This is a genomic window from Pseudonocardia sp. 73-21, from assembly GCF_001899645.1.
Classification (GTDB): Bacteria; Actinomycetota; Actinomycetes; order Mycobacteriales; family Pseudonocardiaceae; genus Pseudonocardia.
Window position 1 is genome coordinate 71,947 of record NZ_MKVV01000086.1, and the last position, 20,491, is coordinate 92,437.

General features: G+C 68.6%; 23 protein-coding genes. 12 read left to right on the plus strand and 11 right to left on the minus strand.

Annotation, left to right across the window (positions count from 1 at the left end; translation table 11 throughout):
• Positions 1-927: HAMP domain-containing sensor histidine kinase (locus tag BGP03_RS27405; protein WP_299738033.1), on the plus strand; the 927-nt coding region annotated here is incomplete at its 5' end.
• On the opposite strand, the gene BGP03_RS27410 is transcribed toward BGP03_RS27405, so the two are convergent.
• Positions 855-1,694, minus strand: a complete 840-nt coding sequence (locus BGP03_RS27410) for a ZIP family metal transporter (protein ID WP_296369224.1) — start codon at positions 1,692-1,694, stop codon at positions 855-857. The two genes, BGP03_RS27405 and BGP03_RS27410, sit on opposite strands and share 73 nt — an antisense overlap.
• A gap of 323 nt (positions 1,695-2,017) precedes the next feature.
• Here BGP03_RS27410 and BGP03_RS27415 point away from each other — a divergent pair, with 323 nt between their 5' ends.
• Complete coding sequence (locus tag BGP03_RS27415; protein WP_296369226.1) at positions 2,018-3,256, plus strand: hypothetical protein; 1,239 nt, start codon at positions 2,018-2,020, stop codon at positions 3,254-3,256.
• 695 nt (positions 3,257-3,951) lie between these two features.
• On the opposite strand, the gene BGP03_RS27420 is transcribed toward BGP03_RS27415, so the two are convergent.
• Both BGP03_RS27420 and BGP03_RS27425 read right to left on the minus strand, forming a co-directional pair.
• Entirely contained in the window at positions 3,952-5,115 is a 1,164-nt protein-coding gene (locus BGP03_RS27420) for a site-specific integrase (protein WP_298800151.1), read from the minus strand.
• Positions 5,112-5,276 carry a hypothetical protein gene (locus BGP03_RS27425; protein ID WP_298800153.1) on the minus strand — a complete coding sequence of 55 codons (165 nt, stop codon included), beginning with the start codon at positions 5,274-5,276 and terminating at the stop codon, positions 5,112-5,114. The genes BGP03_RS27420 and BGP03_RS27425 overlap by 4 nt, the downstream gene beginning before the upstream one ends.
• Positions 5,277-5,550: 274 nt before the next feature.
• On the opposite strand from BGP03_RS27425, the gene BGP03_RS27430 reads away from it, so the two are divergent.
• The 9 genes from BGP03_RS27430 (at position 5,551) to BGP03_RS27470 (ending at position 10,953) form a co-directional block, all read left to right on the plus strand.
• A complete protein-coding gene (locus tag BGP03_RS27430) occupies positions 5,551-5,784 on the plus strand; it encodes a DNA-binding protein (RefSeq protein WP_298800155.1) in 234 nt (77 codons plus the stop codon).
• A gap of 120 nt (positions 5,785-5,904) precedes the next feature.
• Entirely contained in the window at positions 5,905-6,267 is a 363-nt protein-coding gene (locus BGP03_RS27435) for a DUF6011 domain-containing protein (protein ID WP_298800157.1), read from the plus strand.
• Entirely contained in the window at positions 6,264-7,496 is a 1,233-nt protein-coding gene (locus BGP03_RS27440; RefSeq protein ID WP_298800160.1) for an AAA family ATPase, read from the plus strand. The genes BGP03_RS27435 and BGP03_RS27440 overlap by 4 nt, the downstream gene beginning before the upstream one ends.
• Entirely contained in the window at positions 7,490-7,726 is a 237-nt protein-coding gene (locus BGP03_RS27445; protein ID WP_298800162.1) for a hypothetical protein, read from the plus strand. The genes BGP03_RS27440 and BGP03_RS27445 overlap by 7 nt, the downstream gene beginning before the upstream one ends.
• The gene (locus BGP03_RS27450) at positions 7,726-8,034 is read left to right on the plus strand and encodes a hypothetical protein (protein ID WP_298800164.1); all 309 of its coding nucleotides are present in this window, start codon (positions 7,726-7,728) and stop codon (positions 8,032-8,034) included. Before BGP03_RS27445 ends, BGP03_RS27450 begins: the two co-directional genes overlap by 1 nt.
• Entirely contained in the window at positions 8,031-9,221 is a 1,191-nt protein-coding gene (locus BGP03_RS27455; RefSeq protein WP_298800166.1) for a minor capsid protein, read from the plus strand. The genes BGP03_RS27450 and BGP03_RS27455 overlap by 4 nt, the downstream gene beginning before the upstream one ends.
• Positions 9,222-9,460: 239 nt before the next feature.
• Positions 9,461-9,655, plus strand: a complete 195-nt coding sequence (locus tag BGP03_RS27460; protein WP_298800168.1) for a hypothetical protein — start codon at positions 9,461-9,463, stop codon at positions 9,653-9,655.
• A gap of 365 nt (positions 9,656-10,020) precedes the next feature.
• Complete coding sequence (locus BGP03_RS27465) at positions 10,021-10,371, plus strand: hypothetical protein (RefSeq protein ID WP_299738043.1); 351 nt, start codon at positions 10,021-10,023, stop codon at positions 10,369-10,371.
• A gap of 210 nt (positions 10,372-10,581) precedes the next feature.
• Positions 10,582-10,953 carry a hypothetical protein gene (locus tag BGP03_RS27470; RefSeq protein WP_299738046.1) on the plus strand — a complete coding sequence of 124 codons (372 nt, stop codon included), beginning with the start codon at positions 10,582-10,584 and terminating at the stop codon, positions 10,951-10,953.
• 68 nt (positions 10,954-11,021) lie between these two features.
• Here BGP03_RS27470 and BGP03_RS27475 read toward each other — a convergent pair whose 3' ends face one another.
• From BGP03_RS27475 to BGP03_RS27510, 8 genes are all read right to left on the minus strand, one after another.
• Positions 11,022-11,351 (minus strand): hypothetical protein, encoded by a 330-nt coding sequence (locus BGP03_RS27475; protein WP_298800172.1) that lies wholly within the window; start codon positions 11,349-11,351, stop codon positions 11,022-11,024.
• The gene (locus BGP03_RS27480) at positions 11,351-11,503 is read right to left on the minus strand and encodes a hypothetical protein (RefSeq protein WP_298800173.1); all 153 of its coding nucleotides are present in this window, start codon (positions 11,501-11,503) and stop codon (positions 11,351-11,353) included. The genes BGP03_RS27475 and BGP03_RS27480 overlap by 1 nt, the downstream gene beginning before the upstream one ends.
• Positions 11,500-11,691 (minus strand): hypothetical protein, encoded by a 192-nt coding sequence (locus tag BGP03_RS27485; protein ID WP_298800174.1) that lies wholly within the window; start codon positions 11,689-11,691, stop codon positions 11,500-11,502. The genes BGP03_RS27480 and BGP03_RS27485 overlap by 4 nt, the downstream gene beginning before the upstream one ends.
• Before the next feature lie 418 nt (positions 11,692-12,109).
• Complete coding sequence (locus BGP03_RS27490; RefSeq protein WP_298800176.1) at positions 12,110-12,979, minus strand: site-specific integrase; 870 nt, start codon at positions 12,977-12,979, stop codon at positions 12,110-12,112.
• Positions 12,980-13,019: 40 nt separating this feature from the next.
• Complete coding sequence (locus BGP03_RS27495) at positions 13,020-13,253, minus strand: hypothetical protein (RefSeq protein ID WP_298800177.1); 234 nt, start codon at positions 13,251-13,253, stop codon at positions 13,020-13,022.
• Positions 13,250-13,627, minus strand: a complete 378-nt coding sequence (locus BGP03_RS27500) for a helix-turn-helix domain-containing protein (protein ID WP_298800178.1) — start codon at positions 13,625-13,627, stop codon at positions 13,250-13,252. The genes BGP03_RS27495 and BGP03_RS27500 overlap by 4 nt, the downstream gene beginning before the upstream one ends.
• A gap of 262 nt (positions 13,628-13,889) precedes the next feature.
• Positions 13,890-15,707: a DUF4041 domain-containing protein gene (locus BGP03_RS27505; RefSeq protein WP_298800179.1), complete on the minus strand. Its 1,818-nt coding sequence runs from the start codon at positions 15,705-15,707 to the stop codon at positions 13,890-13,892.
• A gap of 366 nt (positions 15,708-16,073) precedes the next feature.
• The gene (locus tag BGP03_RS27510) at positions 16,074-16,325 is read right to left on the minus strand and encodes a hypothetical protein (RefSeq protein ID WP_299738051.1); all 252 of its coding nucleotides are present in this window, start codon (positions 16,323-16,325) and stop codon (positions 16,074-16,076) included.
• A gap of 847 nt (positions 16,326-17,172) precedes the next feature.
• Here BGP03_RS27510 and BGP03_RS27515 point away from each other — a divergent pair.
• Complete coding sequence (locus BGP03_RS27515; protein WP_298800181.1) at positions 17,173-20,103, plus strand: hypothetical protein; 2,931 nt, start codon at positions 17,173-17,175, stop codon at positions 20,101-20,103.
• Positions 20,104-20,491: the final 388 nt, after the last annotated feature.

The window sequence follows — 20,491 nt, forward strand, 5'->3', positions numbered from 1 at the left end:
ATCCGCGCGGGCCTCGTGTGGGCGGCGATGGGAGGGCTCGCGCTAGTGGCACTGGCGGCGGTCTGGGTTCTGGCGCGGCGGTTCGCCGCGCGGTTGGCCGGTCCGCTGGAGGAGCTCGCGGCGGCTGCCCGGCAACTGGGGGAGGGCGACTTCAGCGTCCGGGGCCCGCGCAGCGGCGTCGAGGAGATCGACGCGGTGGGCGGTGCGCTCGACAGCACCGCCGAGCGGCTGGGGGCGCTTCTCGAGCGGGAGCGGGCGTTCTCCGCCGACGCCTCCCACCAGCTGCGGACACCGCTCGCGGGGCTGCGGCTCGAGCTGGAGTCGGCGATGGAGAACCCCGACCGGGACCCGCGAGCGGCCATCGTGGCCGGGCTCGCGGCCACCGACCGACTGCAGGACACCGTGGACGACCTGCTCGCCCTGGCCCGCGACACGCCACGGTCCACCGACCCCCTCGATGTGGACGCGGTGCTCGACGAGGCCCGCATCCAGTGGCGGGACCGGGGCCACGGGCGCATCCTCACCGTGCGGTCGGACCCCCCGCTGCCGGTCACCATGGCGTCGGCCGCCGCGGTCCGCCAGGTGCTCACCGTGTTGCTGGACAACGCCGCCGTCCACGGCCGGGGTGCCGTGTCGGTCTCCGTGCGTGACGCGGGAGGTGCCCTGGCCGTCGACGTCGCCGACGAGGGCCCGGGCATCGAGGTGCCCGACGCCGAGCTGTTCGTGCGCCGCTCGTCGCGGGCCACCGGGCACGGCATCGGCCTGGCCCTCGCGCGGAGCCTCGCGGAGGCCGAAGGCGGGCGGTTGCGGCTCACCCGCCCCTCGCCTCCGACCTTCACGCTGCTGCTCCCGGTTCAGGCACCGCCCGCCGTGACGACCATGTCGGTGACGAACCCCGCTGCCATCCCGGCCAGCACACCCCAGTAGAGAAGGTGGCGCTGCTGCGCCTTCAGGGCGACGCCGATGAGCTGGATGATCACGAACAGGATCGAGCCCGCCGCCAGCGTCAGGAACAGCACGCTCACGACGTCGCTGCTGAACTGGCGGCCGACAACCGTGCCGATGATCGTCGGCCCGCCGCCGATGACGCCCATCAGCAGGAGGAAGCCCCAGCTCGGGCGCTCACCGGCCGCGGCCAGGGGCGCGACGATCCCGAAGCCCTCGGTGGCGTTGTGCAGGGCGAACCCGATCACGAGCAGGGTGGCCAGCGCGATCTCGCCCTGGCCTGCGCTGCCGCCGATGGCGAGGCCCTCGGCGAAGTTGTGCAGCCCGATCCCGATGGCGATCAGCAGCGCCAGGCGACGGGCGGGCGACCAGCCCGCGCGGCCCGTCAGCTCCGTGGCGGCCATCGCCCCGGGTCCGGCGGCCCGGGGCGAGCGGTGGCGTGCGAGTCGACCCTCGTAGGAGACCAGTGCGAGCAGGCCGACCGCCAGCCCACCCAGGAACAGCAGCCCGAAGCCGACTACCGGCCCGAGCCCACCGGATCCGTCGTGCAGGGCGCCCAGCGCAGCGTCGACGGGTTCCCAGGCGTGCGCGAGCACATCCCAGAGCAGGAACACCAGGATCCCGATCGCGGAGGCGTTGAGCAGCAGGCGCAGCCCGGGGGCGGGCGCCCGGAGGCGGCCCAGTGGGAGGCCGAGCAGGATCGTCGCGCCGGCGATGACCCCGAGCAACACTGTCTGACCGACGTTCACGACCGGACCTCCACGGATAAGTACAGCCTCACTGCTGGAGAGGCCAGCCTCAGTTCTCCGGTCAGTCCCTGTCAACCGTGCGGTCGGCCTGGATCCGCGGATCTCCGATCTTTAACCGTCTCTTTGCCCCGGTAGGTCGGATAAGGCGTTGGGCGGGAAGTTTTGCCCTGCGCTCACCACGGCATGTGTGTCCACGAACCGGCCCGCTCCTAGCGTCCGGATTGACGCGACCACGGTTCCTCCCCACAGCCCTGGTCACTGGTCACCTCCGCCGGATCTCCCCGTTCTGATCCGGCTCCGCGACGAACGGACCGAGAGACACCGTGACTTCACGCCACGCCACCGCCTCCACACGCCAGTTGTTCAGCAAGGTTCCGGAGGTCACGCTCTACTTCTGGATCATCAAGGTCCTCTGCACGACCGTCGGTGAGACGGCTGCGGACTACCTCAACGTGAGCCTGAACCTGGGGCTGACCGGAACATCCGTCGCCACCGGCGTGCTGCTGGTCGTCGCGCTCGTGCTCCAGTTCAGCGCGAGCCGCTACGTCCCGGGCCGCTACTGGCTGACCGTCACGCTCGTCAGTGTCTTCGGCACGCTCGTGACCGACAACCTGACCACGAGCGCAGGCCTACCACTCGAGGCGAGCACGCTGATCTTCGGTGCCCTGCTCACCCTGACGTTCGTCGTCTGGTACGCGTCGGAGAGGACGCTCTCGATCCATTCGATCTTCAGCGTCGGGCGTGAGACGTTCTACTGGCTCGCGATCCTGTTCACCTTCGCGCTCGGTACGGCGACCGGTGATCTCATGTCGGAGGGCCTCGGCCTGGGTTACCTGCTCACCGGGGCCATCGTGGCCGGACTGATCGCCGTCATGGCCGTCGGCTGGCGGCTCGGGCTCAACTCGGTTCTCGCGTTCTGGTTCATCTACATCCTGACCCGCCCGCTCGGAGCGTCGATCGGGGACTACCTCTCCCAGTCGCCCAACGAGGGCGGCCTGGGCCTCGGCCCCACGGTGACGAGCCTGATCTTCGTCGCGGGCATCCTCGGCATCGTCGTCTACCTGTCCCTGACGAAGGCCGACGTCATCTCGGGCGACGGGGATCGGGGCGGCGACGAGCCGATGGAGCGGGGTGGGGCGTGGCAGACGGCGATGGTCGTGGGGGTGGTTCTCGTCGCATCGGGTGTCGGCTACACCGCCCGGGTCTCCGCACTCCAGGCCGACGCCGCCGCGTCGGTGGCAGCACCGGTGGCCGGGCAGCCGAGCGCCGGTGGTGTTCGAGCCCCCGCTTCACCGCTGGGAGATCTGTCGTCCTTCCGCACCATCACCCAGGACACCCTCGACATGCTGGGACACGGCGATCAGGCCGGCGCGACGACCCGGATCGCCGATCTCGAGACGGAGTGGGACAAGGCCCAGGCCCGGCTGAAGGCGAGGGATGGCGCCGCATGGACCGAGGTTGACGGGAAGATCGACACGGTGCTGCGCGAGCTCCGGGCGTCGAGCCCGAATCCGTCCACGGAGACCGCGGCGCTGAAGAACCTGGTGTCCGCCCTCGGATGATGATCAGAACGCGAAGGCCTCCTCGTGCAGGTGTGTGTCGTCAGGGGAGGCCGGCGGCGTGGAGCGCCGGTCATCTCCAACCCCGCCGTCGGCGTCGAGGCGAAGCGGGGTAGCGACGCCGACCAGTTTGAGCCCCGTAGCGGCGCCGGCGCCGAGCCAGATCCGCCGAGGACGCGTCAGGTGACCGGTGACGCCGCCGCCCCGTCGAGACACGGATCGCCATCAACAGTTCCGGGATGCTCCTGGAACGCGTGGTCGGCCGCGGTCGCAACGCAACCGAGGGCAGCGGCCGCCGGAAGAATAGTCAGGACGTCGAGCAGCGCGGTGAGAGCGCCGACGATCGGTCGCAATCGAGCGCCCTGCCCCGCTGAGATGAGCGACTAACTGAGTGACAACGACAGCGCGGCGGAGCGGACGGCGGCGGACCGACGTGGACAGTTCCAGCAGCTCAGACGCCGTATCGCCCTGGTGCAGCGGCTTCTGGCCAGTGACTGGGGGTCAAGGGGTCGCAGGTTCAAATCCTGTCGTCCCGACGGCCGGAACGGGCGGTTCCCTTCGACGGGGGAACCGCCCGTTCTGCGTTCTACCTGCGGGAACGGGCAAGTTGAGCTGCATCTGGTGATCTTCACTGGTTCAGTCCTCCCTCGGTTGTCGAACCCGGGCTGGGCTCGATGTCAATGGTTTGTCAACGCAGCTCAGCCGGACAGGCCGAGTAGCCCGCTCAGACGGGCTCCAGCGGCCTCGTGCTGGCCGGGCATGACGTGGGCGTAGACGCCCTGTGTGATCGCCGGGTTGCTGTGCCCGGCCATCTCCTGGACGACCTTCACCGGCGTGCCGTCCGCCAGCGCGAGCGACACCGCCGTGTGGCGGCAGTCGTGCAGCCGGATCACCGGCACCCCGGCCCTGCGGCACAGCACCTCGAACCGGTCGGAGAAGTGCTCAGGGTGGGGTGGCAGCCCGTCCTCCCGGACGAACACGTACCCGGTCTCGGTCCAGCCCGGACCGGCCGCCATGCGCGCCTGCATCTGCGCCTTGCGGTGCGCGCGCAGTACGGCGACCAGCCCCGCGTCCAGGTGCAGGGTGCGCCGCCCTGCGGCCGTCTTGGGTTCGCTCTCCTCGACCCTGCCGCCGATCGAGACGCGCGTCTTGGTGATGCGTAGCGTCCCGGCCTCCAGGTCGACATCTGCCCACCGCAGCCCGGCCACCTCGCCGCGGCGCGGGCCACGAGCCAGGAACAGCACCCACGCCGCGTACAGCGCGTCGTTGGCGACGGCGGCGAGGAAGGCCTGAGCCTGACCTGCGGTCCAGCAGGCCATCTCCCGCGACTTCGCCCCGGGCCTGCTCACCAATGAAGCGCTGTTCTTCTGGCAGTACCCGGCCCTGACGCCGTACTCCAGTGCCATCTTCAGCACCCCGTGTGCGAGCTGGCAGCTTCGGCCGCTCAGCGGTCGGCCACCCTTGCCGCCGGTCGCGGCGAGCGCGGTCAGCGCACTCTCAACCTGTTTCGGGCTGAGCGCGACCAGTCGAACGCCGCCGATGTGCGGAATGATCCACTTCTCCACCGCGATCTCGTACTGCGCGACGGTGCTCGCCCTGCGCGGGGCCCCGCTCTTGGTCGCACCGGTGCGCGCCGCGGGCAGCCAGTGGTCGCGCAGGAACTGCGCGACCGTCATCGTCTTGTCCTGCACCTCGGTGTACGTGCCGTCGCCGATGGCGGCCAGCACCGTGGTCAGGTGGCTCTGGGCGTCCTTCTTCAGCTTGAAGCCGCCCTTGGACCGCTGCACCCGCTTGCCGTCGGCGTCGGTGACCCACCAGTACGCGGTCCACGTCGCACCGCGCTTCCGAACCGAACCTGTCATCGCCCCTCCTCTTCCGCTGCTAAGCCCTGCTCCATCAGGTAGACCACCGCCGAGTTGACGGATCTACGAGTCCTCATCGCGTACTCCCGGATGGCGTCGTAGAGGTCCGCCTCCACGCGGAGGTGCACTACCTGCCGTGGTCTCTCGTCGTCGTTGCCCACGGTCACGATGGTAGCACGATGGTATCTCAACGCTACTAAATCCTGACGTCTGACCGTGGAGGCAACCTTCGGGCTGTTCGCCATTTTTGTGACGTCGACCACTGCCCCATAAGGCCCTCTACTTACATGGAAGAACCGTTAAGGATCAATAATGTGCCCTATTGCTGCGATCTCAGGAATGAGCCGTGGTCAGGCCGTGATCAGATGCAAGTGAAGCCGCCGGAGCCGTGTCAGACTTAGCTGGAACCAAGAAAACCCCGACCGGGAGATGCACATGTCGAGCAACACCGCACCCATCGCCGCCGTCATCGGCGACCTCCCCGCCACGCTCGACGTCGGGCAGGTCGCGAACCTCTACGGGATGAGCACGTGGGCGCTGTATGAGGCCGTGAAGACCGGGAAAGTACCGGTCCAGCCGCTGCGGGTGGGGAAGAAGCTCAGGTGGCCCACCGCGCTCGTGCTCCGCAGCCTGGGCATCGACCCCGCCACCGCGCCCGACGTCGCGTAGCCCAATCGCCCACCGCAGGGGCACCTCGGGAACGCGGAATCGACCAACCGACAAGACCCCCGACCCGGGATTTCTCCGATTCCCTGGGTCGGGGGTCTCATCACCGAACGGAACACGCACATGATCTGCGATCAGCCACCTACGGCTGTATTCACCGTACCGGATGCGGCCGGTCCTCCTGATGACGAGAACGGCATCCGGGCGGTGCTCGACGCCCCCGACGAGGTGCTGGAGCAGTACCGCAAGGGGGAGCGCGCTCTGCGCCGGGCGCTGCGGTGCCTGCCGCCGACCCGGGCCGATGTCGAGAGCACCCGGACGCTGATGGCCGCTGCCCGGGTGGAGCGCGATCGCCGCGCCGCGGAGCGCGGTCTGGGGGCCATCGGAGCCGCGTCCTGCCGGTGCAGCCGCTGCCACCGCCCCCTGACGGCCCCGGAGTCGACCGAGCGCGGCATGGGGCCTGTCTGCCGCCGGGAGGCCGAATGACGGCCACTGACGGCGCGGCCGTTTCGGAGCGGTTGCTCGCAGAGCGGGGCGCGCTCAAACCGCTGCGACCGCTCGGCGCCGCGCCGAGTCCCAGACCCACGACCCGCCCGGCACCTCCTCGGACGCCGGAGACACCCTCCGGCGCAGAGACACCCCCGGAGACACCTCCTCCGGCTTCTGACCAGGCGAAGAGACAGCAGGGACAGCGGAGACACCGTTGGACGGCTGCCGAGTTGATGAAGGAGAAGTTCCAGGCGCCCAAGTACGCCGTACCGGGCGTCATCGCCGAGGGGGTGAACCTACTGGCGGGCGCGCCGAAGATCGGCAAGAGCTGGCTCTCACTCGGGCTGGCGGTGGCCGTGGCCACCGGCGGCAAGGCGTTCGGCTCGATCGACGTGCCGGAGGGGGACGTGCTGTACCTCGCCCTAGAGGACACGGGCCGGAGGCTCCAGAGCCGCCTGTGCAAAGTGCTGGACGAGCGGGACGCGCCCGAGCGGCTGACCCTGGAGACGGAGTGCCCCCGGTTCCCCGAGGGCGGTGCCCACATCCGGGCCTGGCTCGACGAGCGCCCGGAGGCCCGACTGGTCGTGGTCGACGTCCTCGCCCGGATGCGCGGGGTGGACAACTCGACCTCGGCCTACTCCGCGGACTACGCCGCTGTCACGCAGGTGAAGCAGATCGCCGACGACTACGGCATCGCCCTGGTCCTGGTGCACCACGTGCGCAAGGCCGCCTCCGAGGACTACCTCACCGAGGTGAGCGGCACCAACGGCATCGCCGGAGCGGCGGACGCCGTGCTGGTGCTGAAACGGTCCCGGGGCGAGGCCGACGGAGCCCTGCACGTCACCGGTCGCGACGTGGACGAGACCGAGTACGCGCTGACCTTCGATGCCGAGTTGGGCTCGTGGAAGGTGCTGCCGGGGCCCGCGCTGGACCACCTCGTGAGCGACACCCGCAAGAAGCTGCTCACCTACGTCCGCGAGCACCCCGACTCATCACCCAAATCGATCGCGGAGGCGACCGGGCTGGGCCACGACCTGGTGAAGAAGACGCTCAACCGCATGGCCGACGAGGGACAGCTGATCAGACCGACCCGGGGCAGCTACTCCGCTGTCTCTCCGGTCTCCGGAGTCTCCGACGCAGGTCAGAGTCCGCATGAGGGTGTCTCCAAGGTGTCTCCGGTGGACACGGGTGTCCCCAGGGGACTCGAAGGGGGGTCCCCATGCTGACCCTCGCCGCCGACCCCATCGAGTTGCACGCCGTGCGCGTCCGACTGACCCGCGTCCGGCGCGACGTCGCCGACCTGATCGCGCTCGTCGAGACCTGGTCGTGCACGGCCGACGACGACCGCTTTCCCAACTACCTGATCGACGCCCTCGACGCTCTGACCGCCGCCGCCATCGGCGCTGCCGCCGCCGTGGTTGGTCTCGATGCCGACTCCGACAACCTGGAGGACTGATGATCCCCTGCCGCACCTGCACCCTGCCCGCCGACGACCCCGACGGCCAGCACCCTGCCTGCGCCGAGCACGAGCGTGAGCGGGTGGCCGCGGTCCCGTGCTCGCGGTGCGGGTCCTGGACCAGTCACCGCGTGCTCGACACCGACCCTGCCGTGTGCAGCCACTGCCGCACCGACGACGCCCTGCGCGAGGCCGACACCGCCCGCGCGCAGCTGCCGCCCCCGCCAGCGGTCAAGCCCCGCCCGGCCCCGCCGGTCTACCGGGTCGGCACCGGCGGCGACAAGATCGCCGAGTGGGTCAAGTCGTGAGCATCCTCGACGTCGTCGGCACGATCCACGGCCCGATCGACGCGACGCCGTGGGAGCCGGTGGAGCTGGCCGCCCCCGCACCGCCCGACGCGCCCCCTGCACCCCAGCAAGGTCCACCCGCCGACGATCACCCCGTGGTGGACGCTGCCGCCGTGGCCACGCTCGCCGCGGTACTGCTCGCCGGGGGAGCCGACCTCGCTCTCGCGGTAGCCGGCCGCCTGCTGACGGCGGGTTTCACCGGCCCGGTGGCCGCGGGCATCGCCGAGTTCGTCACCGCGTCCACCCCGGTACCCAGCTCCGCCGTCGGCGTCCTCGCCCGCCGCCGGATCGCCCTGCGCAACGCCGTGCTGCGGGCCAGGTACGTGCTCAACGCCGCTCAGAGGGTCACTGACGCCGTCGTATCCGGCACCCCCTTGGAGGAGGCCCTGCAGGCGGAGCGGACCCACTGGCAGGCGCACAGGTCGGCCACCGCGCACCGTGCCGCCGCCGCCCGGCAGGTCGACCAGGCGGCTGCGGTCTCGCCGCTGCTGCGCTGGCGCACGGTCCACGACGACCGCGTCACCCCCGACTGTGCCGCGCTCGACGGCCGGGTCTTCGACGTCGCGCGCCCGCCCGGCGGGACCTACCCGGGCACCGTCCACGCCCGGTGCCGGTGCACGGCCACCCCGATCCGCAACACCACCCAACTCTCGAAGGAGTCCACGATGGACACCCGCATGATCGACCCCGCCACCGGCCACGTGATCGAGCTGTCCGGCCCTGTGTCGACGGTCGCACCGTCTGACCGCACCTCCCCGCGCGAGGTAGTGCCCCACGTCCAGACCGACGACGACCGCTACGGACCCGAGGCGCTGCCGCCCAGCCCGGACACGCTCGACATGATCAAGCACCTGCGGGAGAACAACCCGTACATGTTCTCCAGCGCCTCCGACATCGCCTCCACCATCGAGGCCGTCGAGCGCCGCCGCCCCAGGGTCGGGCAGGGCTTCGACGCCGCCGGGCAGCGCGGCTGGCACGACCAGATGCCGGTCGGCGAGTGCGAGACCCACGACCGGCTGTTCACCCGGCCCGGGGAGACCGACGCCGAGCGCCGCATCCGGGTGGCCGAGCAGGACGCGCTGGAGCCCCGCCAGTGGGCGTCCCGGGCCGACGCCGCGGACTACGCCCGGCAGTTCGGGCTGGTCTGATCACGACGTGCGCGTCCGGCGAAGTAGCCGTCGGGCACGCAGGGGTCAACGTCACCCCGGGGCCTCGTTAGCTCCTTCTCGGCCCGGGGGATCGAAAGGGCACCGCGACCGACGGGGTCTCGCACCGGTTCTGACCCGCCGACCGCACCTCGTGCACCTGCCCCACCCCGACCGGCCCCGGCGAGGCGCAGCCGCCTCGTCGGGCGCCGGTCACCTCCTACATGATCAAGGAGTAGAACGTGCTCAACTCCGGCCCGCCCGACATCGGCGCCGACCCCGCCCGCCCGGCAGCACCACCACCGGTGCACCTACCCCGTGACGTCCAGGCCGCCGTGATCGACCGCGCCCGCGTCGAGGCCCTGACACGCACCGCCACGCTGGTGCACCTCGTGGAGTACGCCCTACGCGAGATGCCGAGGGGATGGAAGCCCTGACCTACACAAAGAAGGTGGTCTTGGGCCTGGCCGTCGTCCTTGGCCTCGCCGTCGGTGGCATCGCCACTGCGGCGCCGACACCGGTTGCCGTCGTGCCCGCCCCGCCCACAGCCAGCCCAACCCCCACAGCCACCCCAACCCCCGCATCGACCACACAGCAGCCCGTACCCAGCCCCGATCCGGTAACAGATCCCAGCCCCGTGGTCCACCACGGCGGAGGACCCCACGTACGGGCCTGCGCCGGGCACCACCTGCTGCGGGTCTGCACCGGATGACCTGTGGAGGTGGCCCCGATGGCACGTGTTCGGCAGGCCCGACCGTGCAGCGCACGCAGAACCAACGGCGAGCCGTGCCGCAACTTCGCCATGAACCACAGCACCATCTGCCACGCCCACGGCGGCCGGGCCGCGCAGGTCCGCCGACGGGCCGATCAGCGCGCGCTCCAGGCGGCCGTCGAGCGGTCTGTCGAACACGATCTCGCCCGGCACCGTGAGCGGCTGGCGGTGTGGCAGCACGCGCGGATCGTCGCTGCCGCCGAGCTGCTGGGTATGGAGCCCGCCGAGGTCGCGGCCAAGCCCGCCTTGCTGGGCATAGCGTCGGCGCGGTGGCCTCGCCGGGTGCCGCCTGCGGACCAGGCGCCGAAGCTCCGTCACGATCGCCGGTACGGCAGCCGCTGCGCAGGCGATGACCATGGGCGCAGGCTCGACCTGCGTTGACAAACCAGTGACAAGCATTGGTCAACATGCCGTCTGAGCAGGGGTTACTTGGTGACCACCTGACAGCCTGTCAAGGGGCCCATGACGCTGCACAGGGCAGAGCGGCCCAAGACTGTCGGTGTGCCCCGCCAACATGCGCCCATGCTTGCCGAGCACCTGAAGCCACGCTGTGTCCAGATCGAGGTCCCCGTCGATGCCCAGGGGGGGTTCGTGGACTCGGGACGGTGGCGGGAGAAGGGCGTCACCCACTGGAACCTGCTCCGCCGGGATTGGGGCCGTAACGACCGTGAGCGCTTCGACAACGAGCGCCGAGCCGCGGACCGGCACCGCCCCTCACATGGCGTCGCACGCAGCCCCCACGAGGTGGCCGACTGGCTCATCGAGGAGGCTCTGCGCGCCGCGGGGGAGAGCCACGAGGCCGCTGAGATGCTGCGTAGCGACGGCGTCGACACCGAGGAGGGCGTGGCGCTGAAGCGGGAGGTGCTGTTCTGGTCGGCGATGCACGGCCGGGACGTGTTCTCGATGATGGGCCTGTCCAGTGCCCGCATCGCCGACCTCTCGGCGTACGCCATGACCGACTGAGGGCCCAACGACAACGGCCCGGCACCCACGGACATGGGGCCGGGCCGTTGCTCGTGCCTACGGTGCTCTCAGCGCCTCAGGGACTCCCGGTAGGCGGCCACGCCGTGAGTGCGCAGGATGTCCATCGCCTCACTGCCGTGGGTGACAGGGTCGGCCGGGCGCACCGTGGTGCCCTCGGCCGAGTCCTCCCAGATGCGCTTGCGGGCGTTCTCGGCCGCGACCTGGGAGCCGACCATCTGCAGCCGCTCGAACAGCTCCGCGTCGACCTCCACCGTGGTCCGGCGGCTGGTCGACATGCCCTGCCGCACCTTCGCCGTGGCGATCACGTCGGTGATCAGGCGGGCCAGCGCGTCGCCGTTCCACTTGATCGGCTGCCGCACCTTGTCGTTGTTGGTCATCACTTCTCCTCGTCGGTGGTCTGGATCATGTGGACTCGGTCGTGCTGCATCGCACCTGCGGCCACCACCAGCGCCGCGCACAACGGGCAGACGCGCACGCGCAGCAGGCCCGCCACGGTGACGAGGCGCAGCAGGCGCCGTCGGCCGCTCATCGGGTGATCCACGGCAGCAGGACGCGCAGGTAGCGGCTCGCGGCCCGCTCGGTGATCGGGCTGGGCGTGCCGCACTGCTGGCCGTCGAGGACCGCATGGACGGTGACACCGTCTCGGCCGCGGACGACGAGCACGACGACGTGCTCAGCCTTCCCGCCGTCCGGCGGGTAGGTGGTTGGATCTGACATGGGTCGCCTCCCGGGGCGATCAAGGCCCGGGTAGCCGGTGTTCCAGCACCGGTCCGGGCCGCCTACTTGTGGATCTTCCTCGTGTCACGCGCGTGTCAACGTGACTGCCACTCACCACCCCCTACACGCACCAATAGGGGCCAACGGCCGGTCGACGTCTTCCCGACTGAGCAGGACGAACGCCAACAACTACCACCAGGGGCCAACAGCTCCGCTCGCCTGGGGGTCAAGGGGTCGCAGGTTCAAATCCTGTCGTCCCGACGGCCGGAACGGGCGGTTCCCTTCGACGGGGGAGCCGCCCGTTCTGCGTTCTACCAGCGGAAACGTGGTCCAGGTCCGACGCATGCGGTGGTCCCACAGACGATCCCATTTTCGGTTCGACGGGGTCGGGGAACGGGCTGAGTGACTATCTGAGTGTCTATCCCGCGTCGTCGCTGGGGAACAGGCTGTCCATGGTCGCGGCGCCTTCTTCGAGGACGGGCCGGAGTTGGTGGCGGTAGACGCGTTCGGTGACGGCGGTGCCGCTATGTCCGAGCAGCCGGGCGGTCTGTTCGATGGGTACGCCGGAGTCCGAGAGGATCGATACGAAGCTGTGGCGTAGCTCCCGGGGCGTCCAGGCGGTGGCGTCGAGGCCGGCGTTGTGGACGATGGCACGGAAGGCGCGTCGCACATTGTGCGGGTCGAGTTCGGTGCCGTTGGCTGTGGCGAACACGAGCGCGGCCGGGTCCGGTGTGCGCCCGAGTCGCGCCAGGTGGGCGGTGAGGGCGTTGACGCATCGGCGGGGCAGGGCGAACCGGCGGCGGGACTTGCGGGTCTTGGTGTCGCCGCCGACCCGGACGGAGCGCAGAACCGAGATAGCCGGCGGCACGGGTGGGGTTATGTCGGGCTGTCCGACGAGGTCGACGTCGGCCCAGCGGAGGGCTCGGACCTCTTCGGTGCGGGCCCCGGTGAGCAGCGACAGCACGATGTAGGCGTGTAGCGACGAGCCGTCTGCGGCGGCGACGAGTCGTTCGGCCTGCTCCCATGTCAGGGACTTGGAGGGGCGGCCGGCTTGCCCGGTGGGGACGGCGCACAGGGCGACGACGTTGCGTTTGACCTTGTCGCGGGCCATGGCGCGGATGACCGCACGGCTGAGGATGGAGTGCATCAGGCGCAGGGTGCGGGTGCTGACCTCGTGGGCCTGCGCGCGGAGCCAGCGGTCCACGTCGTCGGCGGAGAGGTCGCGGAGGCGGCAGCGGCCCAACGGGGCGACGATGCGGGTCTCGGCGATCGTCGTGTAGTTCGCCACCGTCGCGGGGGACCTGTTCGGCAGGCCGTAGGTAAGCCAGTCACGGACGGCTTCGGCGACGGGTGTAGTTCGACGGAGCGACGGCGACGCCGTCGTCGTGGTCGCGCAGGAGTTCTTTGAGCTTGTTCCTGGCCTCGGTCTTGGTGGTGCCGCTGGCCTTGCGGGTGATGCGCTTGCCGCGGGCGTCGAAGCCGGTAGTGATGGTGGCGATCCACCGTTCCCGTGTTTCGTCCCAGTGCAGGCCGCCTTCGCCGCGGCTGCGGCGGGCAGTCACGATGCGGCTCCGAAGGACGTGTCGGCGGCGGCGGCCTCCCTTTCGAGGAGGGCGACGTACTCGTTGATGGCGGCGGCGGTGATGAGCCGGGTTCTGCCGACGTGGACGGAGCGCAGTCGGCCACTGCGCAGCTGCTCGTAGATCACGCTGCGCTTGAGCGAGAGGATCTCCATGGCTTCGGCGATGCGGTACATCTCCTTGTCGGTCATGGCTGCAAGGAGTTCCGGTTGTTGGGCATATCCGCCTCCCGTGTGCGCCAGCGGTCCGCTGTCGGCCGCCGAGATGCAGGGAAGGGTGTGAGGCGCGGTGACTGCCCGCGTGGTCAGGACACGTATCGCAGGCTGGTTCGAGCTGTGATCGAGGAGCCGGTGCATTGTTCCAATCCTCGGGCGCCGGCTGCTGGTTCCGGACATGAGATCGTCAATGTGGACAACTTGACGGTGTCATTGCCGCGTCGTCGCTGATCCGTGTTCGACGTGGTTCGTAGCGTGGCTTCCTGCATTTGTGCTGGCCTTGGCGCCGCCGACTACCCGCGTCGGTACTACTGGTGCGTCGGTACTACTGGTGCCTCGGTAGTTCTGCTCGCGGCCGGCACCCCCAGCGAGCGTCGCCCGCCGCTCCAAGGACAGCGGTGGGTCAGTTGATGTCGATGCCGGCTGCTGTGGCCAGTGCGGCGAGGTCGAGGTCGAGGGCGTCGAGTTGGGTTCGGAGTGACCAGTGGGTGGCCTCGCGGTGGAGCGCGCCGAGCTGGAGCAGGCCGGTCGGGCCGGGGGTGGGGAGATCGAGTCGGCCGAGGTCGTGGCCGGTGTCGAGGTCGAGGACCCGGAGGCAGGTGGCGCCGGCAGGCCGGTCGGTGGGTAGCTGTGCTGTCAGGAGGATCTCGGTGACGTCGGTGGGGGTGGCGTCGAAGGTGACGTGCAGGGCGGTGGCGGCGCCGGTGTCGTCGGAGGCGAGCGTGATCGCACCGCTGGGGTGGTCGGGTTGGCCGTAGAAGACCATGTCCTCGTCGGAGCGGATCACACCCTGATCGGTAAGCAGGAACGCCACGGGGTCGATGTCGGTGTCGCCGTCGGTCTGCAGGACGAGGCGCAGTCGCTGGAGCCCGAGCAGGGGGAGGAGCTGTCCGGATCGCAGGGTCGCGGTAGGGACGACCTGCTCCGGGTTGTCGAGGTCCTCCGCGTCCTCGGACAGGGGAGGTGCGATGACCTGTTCCGGGGGCAGCGGCGCGAGGGTCGTCTCGGCGCCGCTGGCGCGCCATTCGATGGCCTCGACGGTCTCGGTGAACTCCAGCGGGTGGCTGCCGGCGGCTTGTGCGAGGCGGTGGCGAACCTGTGCGGGGGTGGCTCGGAAGAACTCGCGGTGCCGGTTGACCTTGTTGACGCGCTGCTCGGCGAAGGCGTTGTGCAGGGTGGTCTCGAGACCGACGGCGTCGTCGCTGAAGACGAGGGCGTGGACGTCGAAGCGGAAGGGGACCGATGCGTCGCCGAGTTCGCGGACGCGATCCATGGGTTCGAGGCGTCGGGTCATTCCGATCTTGACGATGTGGTCGCCGAAGGAGCCGATGTTGCTGATGACGTAGACGTAGCCGGCGCGGGTGTTCGCGGCGCGGGCCTCGACGGTCGCGATGTCGGCGCCGAGGCGCTCGAGTTGGCCGCGTAGTTGTTCGACGGCCGCGGCGTCGGCGGCGGGGCCCTGCGTGAGCAGCCGGTTGTAGGCGGCTTGGTAGTGGGCTTGTTCCTTGAGGAGTTTGGCCTTCTCGCGTTCGAAGTCGCGTCGGGCGCGTTCCTCTTCGCGGGCGGCTTCCTTCTGGGCGCGGATGAGTTCGCGTTCGGTCTCGACCTTGGCGAGGTAGTCGGCGGTCAGTTCGATCTCGCGGATGCGCAGCCGGTGGTATCGCTCGGTGATAGCGATGGTCATCGTGGCGCCGAGTCTCGCGATGGTCGTGCGGGTCTTGTCCAGGCGCAGGGCGACGCTGGCGAGGGTGTGGGGTTTGACGGTGCGCACGCAGTTGTCGGCTTCGGCGTTGTAGGCGCGCAGCATCAGGGTGGAGAAGTCCTTGACCATCTTCGCGCCCTGGGTGCGGGAGCCGTTGACGGTCCAGTCGACGCTGCCGGTGACCGCCCGTCGCGTCTTCACCAGGTCCTTGGTCTCGGTGCGCAATTGGACGAGCCGGTCCTTGTAGGCGACGGCGCTGTCGAGCGGGTGGGTGTACTCGTACACGCCGGCGGCCTGCAGGAGTTGTTCGTCGCGGGTCTCCACGAGCTCGGAGCGGACCTGAGTGACCTCGCGTTCGATCTGAGCGACCCGTGTCCGGGCGACGTGTTCCTCGGCCAGGACGGTGTTGAGCCGTTGTTCGGCGTCGCGACGGCGGGCTGCGAGGTGCAGGTGGTCAAGGGCCCCGACCTCAGCGAGTGTGGCCTGCATGCGGGCCAGCTCGAGCTCGAGGTCTTCCACTCGCCGCCGAGCACCGAAGATGGCCACCGATATCACCCGTCCCTGCGAACGCCCATCTGCGCAGATAGCGCGTGGCGGTCTCAGGAGGACCGTCGCTCCATGGGCGGCCGGTGTTGCAGGTCTGCCGGGCCCGGGGCGCACCGAGAACGAGAACGACGGTTGACACTGGACGACGTCATATGGCGTTCGTGCAGGTAGATTGCCGCTCCGGTGTCGACCACGAGGTCAGCTGAACCTGTCGATCAGACGTCGTAGGTATGCCACCTACATGGTCGTGCGCTGCGCGGATGAACATCAAGAGTCCATCAAGGGCGCATTTGGGGCGCACGGGTTTCCTCTGGCAAGATTGGTCAGCCTCCGTGTTGCTCACTGCAGGATGCCCAAGCATGAGTCGAGCGTTGGCACCGGCAGTCCGCCGTCCGCCAGTCCTGTGGGGTCGTGCACAGTCGGCACCGCTCTGACGCCGCTGAACGAGACCCATCCGCCCGATGCGACATGGAACCAAACATCGTTGTTCCACGGTGCAGTGTTGAGTGGGTAGGCGACCTCGCTGTGCACAAATCCATCGGAGAACATCGTGTAGTTCCCGGCAACGGTGCCAATCGGTTCGGCCGTCATTCGCGGAGCGGCTCTGATTGTTGCGCCAAGGGGGTCCCAGCGATCCTGGGCGAACACGCGGAAGGGTGCGCAGCCGCCGGTCATTCCCTCCGCTGCTGGGCCTGACGCCGCAGGCGGCGCTACCGTAGGTGTGGCCTTTTCGCCGCGTATAACCGCAATCATTTCGGCAGGCCCGCCGAACAGTGCGATCGTGGCGACGACTACGGCGACAATTAGGACGGCGGTTGCGCGCTTGCGGCCGGCTCCTTTTGAACATTGCATCTAAGCTGGCCACAGCCCCGACACCGCAGATAACTACGGTGACCGTGGTGGCGGTCGCGCTGAACAGGGCCACGATCGCGGATACATCTGCGGCGAGGCCGACCCATCGGCTAACGACGCCTTGATCGACTGCGCCTTGCCGGGCCTCTGCAGCGCCAGGATCTGCAGGTTCGGGCGTTGGATCGTTGTCGCCTCCGCCCGCGCCTGTCGACATCGAAGAAGTATCCCGCCCGACTCAAGGTGATCTTCGCGCTGGGGTTCGTGTGCTGCCCGCCGTTCATCATCACATCAACCCTGCGACCCGCTGGACGGCGGTCGTTCGGTCACCCATCCTGCTCGAGGACCAGTCGCCTGCGCCAAGTGTGTGATGCAGCATCTGCGTTCGGCGCTGCTGGTCAGTAGTCGGGTCCATGATCAGATGCCATCGACGGCGCGGTGACGCCGTCAGGCTTCCATGCTGTCCAAGGTTGACCGACCTGGTCTGGAGTGCGACGAGAGTGGCTTGGACCCGCACTGAGTAGAGTCGGACGATCGCCATGGCCGCGCGTAGCTCGGTCTCAAGGGGCGGTTCAGGGATCACCGGCCCGTGGTCAGCGATTTGATCTCGAAGGTGAGGCGTAGCGCCGAGGTGACCTATGACCTCGAACAGCTCGGCAGCTCCGGGTTCCAAGACCTTGCCGCAAGCCTTGCAGTCTCCGTGTTCGGTCCGTCGGTCCAGGTGATGGGCGCCGGCCGCGATGGCGGTCGTGACATGTACCTCGAGGGCAGCTGCACCTGGACCGAGCTGCACGCCGGTGATCACGACGACCGGGATGGTGGGCATCAGCACGATGCTAATCGTGTGAGGTCGGAGACGTGGACTGGGTATACCGTGTTCCAGGTCAAGCAGAAGGCCGTTCTCGCGGCGCGCCCGCAGGACAATGCGGCCTGGCTCTGGTCCGAAGTACGCAAGGAACTCGACAGTTGGGTCAAGCCGTCCGCTGGCAGGGACAGGACTCCGAATCAGTTGGTTTTCATTACCAACATCGCGCTGACGCCGACACCGGGGAGCGGTGGACACGACTACCTACTGCAGAAGATCGCCGAGTACGGCGCCTCACTGGCCGATCCGTCCAGGGACGTTGACGATCACGGCGCCGCCCGTCGGCAGCGGCTGCGGCGACTTCGGCGCATCGACAAGATCAGGTTCTGGGATCGCAACAAGCTCACCGCACTGCTGAACTTGCACGGCGGCGTGCGCAAGGCATTCAAGGGGTTGATGAGTGTCCCCGACGTGCTTTCTGATCTGGCCGCTCTGAGCGACGCGCTGCCAGCGAACGAGCTCGAGGACGGGCTCCGCCGACACGCTCGCTCCGCGCTGCTCAGCGACGGACGGCTATACTTTGCCGAGGCAGGTGGAGACAGCTCGTCGGTTCAGGTCCACGACGTCGCAGTCGACCTGCCGGTCCTGGCGGTTGAGGATCCAGCCGAAGACCGGGTGAGTCCCGAGGTGCCGGCCCGTCGATCGCTGATCAACCTGGTGTTGGATCAGGCCGACCATGTCCTGAAACCAGCGGTGACGACGCAGCAGTCCCCGCGGCACCTGATCCTGACCGGCGATCCGGGAAACGGTAAGACGACGATCTCGCGGTTGCTCACGCAGGCCTACCGCGCGGCACTGCTTCGTGAGGCCAGTAATCTGGGCGCCGATCATCACATGGTCGTCGACGGTACCGTACGGGCCCTGTCACGGTTTGGACGGACATTGCCTCGGCATCCGCGCTGGCCGATCAGAATTGATCTGGCCGAGTACGCGGAAGAACGCGGGCATCTGATTGACGACACACTGATTCGGTGGGTCGCCGAGAAGGTGAATGCTTCGTCCAACACTGGCACGGTGACTCCTCGGGCGATGGCGACCTGGCAGAGCGAGTGGCCCTGGTTTGTCGTGCTTGACGGACTGGATGAGGTGACCGAGCCAAGCGTGCGTGCGACCGTCATCGAACGGGTCGTCAGCTTCGTAAACGAGGCTGAGGGTGACAACTGCGATGTCTTCGTGCTTCTCACGACGCGGCCTTTCGGGTATATCGAGAACATTTCACCGGCCCAGTTCCGAACTCTATCCCTCGCAGACTTGACGCCTGCGGAGGCAATCAGCTACGGCACCGCTGTCACGAATCTGCGCCTGCGCGACGACGAGGAGCGCCGGGTCGTCGTGATCAAGCAGCTCAGCGAGGCTGCGGAATCGGAATCATTTCGCCACTTGCTGCGAACCCCGTTGCAGGTCCTTATTCTCACGATCATCATTGACAGCAGTGCTGGCAACCTTGCGCCGGACCGGTTCAGCCTGTTCTGGAGCTACTACAACACTGTGTTCAATCGTGAGCGCAACAAACGCACCACACTTCGTGGCTTGCTTCGTGATCACCGACCGCAGATCACGAAGCTCCACGAGCGCGTTGGATACGAGCTGCAACGGCGTAGCGAAGACGGCGGCCGAGCCTTTTCTGCCCTTACTGAAGACGAGCTGCGTCGAATTATCCGTGACATCTTGGCCGATGCCGGGCACAAGTCCGGCGAGGGCGACAATGATCTACTGGAACGTCTCTTCACCGCCGCGACGCAGCGCCTGGTCCTTATCGCCCCGCGTGGCCAGCACGGATTTGGCTTCGATGTGCGACCGCTACAGGAACTTAGCGCTGCCCTGCACATCACGAATGGCGAGTTCGACGACGTCGCCGAGCGCTTGCGCCTCATCGCCGCCAGCCCGCACTGGCGTAATACATGGATCTTCGCTGCAGGCCGAATCTTCGCTCAGGACCAGGACCACCTGCTACCCCGCATCGTCGAGCTCGTCGAGACCCTCGACGTTGCCGCACCACGAAGATTGGGCCGCGTCGCGCCGATCGGCCCACGTCTCGCGCTCGACCTGATCGATGACGGGATGGCCCGATCCTGGCCTCTTCACAGCAACCGTCTGCTAGGCGTCGGGCTAACCGTGCTGAACGAACCTCACCCACCGGACCTGTCGGCGATCGCACGCGTGCTGGTGCGCTACTCCGACAACGGCCAGGCCCAGCGTACGGCAGTGGCGGCCGGAATCCGCGCCCTTCTCGCTGGTCCGACGACTACCCGGACGACCGTCGAGCGGATGCAGGATCAGGAAGTGAAGGCCGCAGAGATTCAGGTAAATGTCCGGCCGATCGCCCGTGGATTGTGGGCGGTGCGTAAGGAGCCGGCATCACATTTGGCTCCTGACCCCGCGGCTGACTGGAGTGAGTTTGCCGCCGAGATCGACACCGCCCCCGTCGAGGGAGCCGCCCGGGACATCCTGCAACGTGCAGTCGCCGTCGTGCGGGGCGGTGGGCTAACTACCCTCCAGGGCCAAGAGGCGATCCGTTGTGCTCTGAGCACGATGGAGATTGCGACCGCGCTTGAGTCAGCTCTGGTTCACGTTCTCGGGGCGAACCCCAGCATGTTCATGATGTTGCGCGATCGTGTCCTTCCTGACGTGTACCGAACGGCCACGACCCGATAGCTCTGCTCCACCCAGCAAGTGGTCTCTGCGGCGGGCCCGAGCGGATCTTTAGGCCCGAGCAGCCAGACTCCCCTGTGGTTGATGTGTGGTCTCAGGGCAGCAAGATATGCCGGAAGTGGAACTTCCGACCTTGCCCTGGGTGGGAGTGCCGGAACGGGGGCGTTCCGGGGGATTCTGTCCACAGTTCGCTGCGGATCCTCGAGCCGTCCACAGATGCCTGCGACGGGGCTTGATCCGGCGACGCTGGCGGGTGGAATGGGAGTGGTGGGCGGCGGCGTCGGGCTGGAACCCCTCGCTGTCTGCGGATCCCTGAACGTGGACGGCTCCGGCCGGCGCTAGTGGCTCGACACGCAACGTTGGCCGGGTAATTGATCTCGGTCCTTGACCC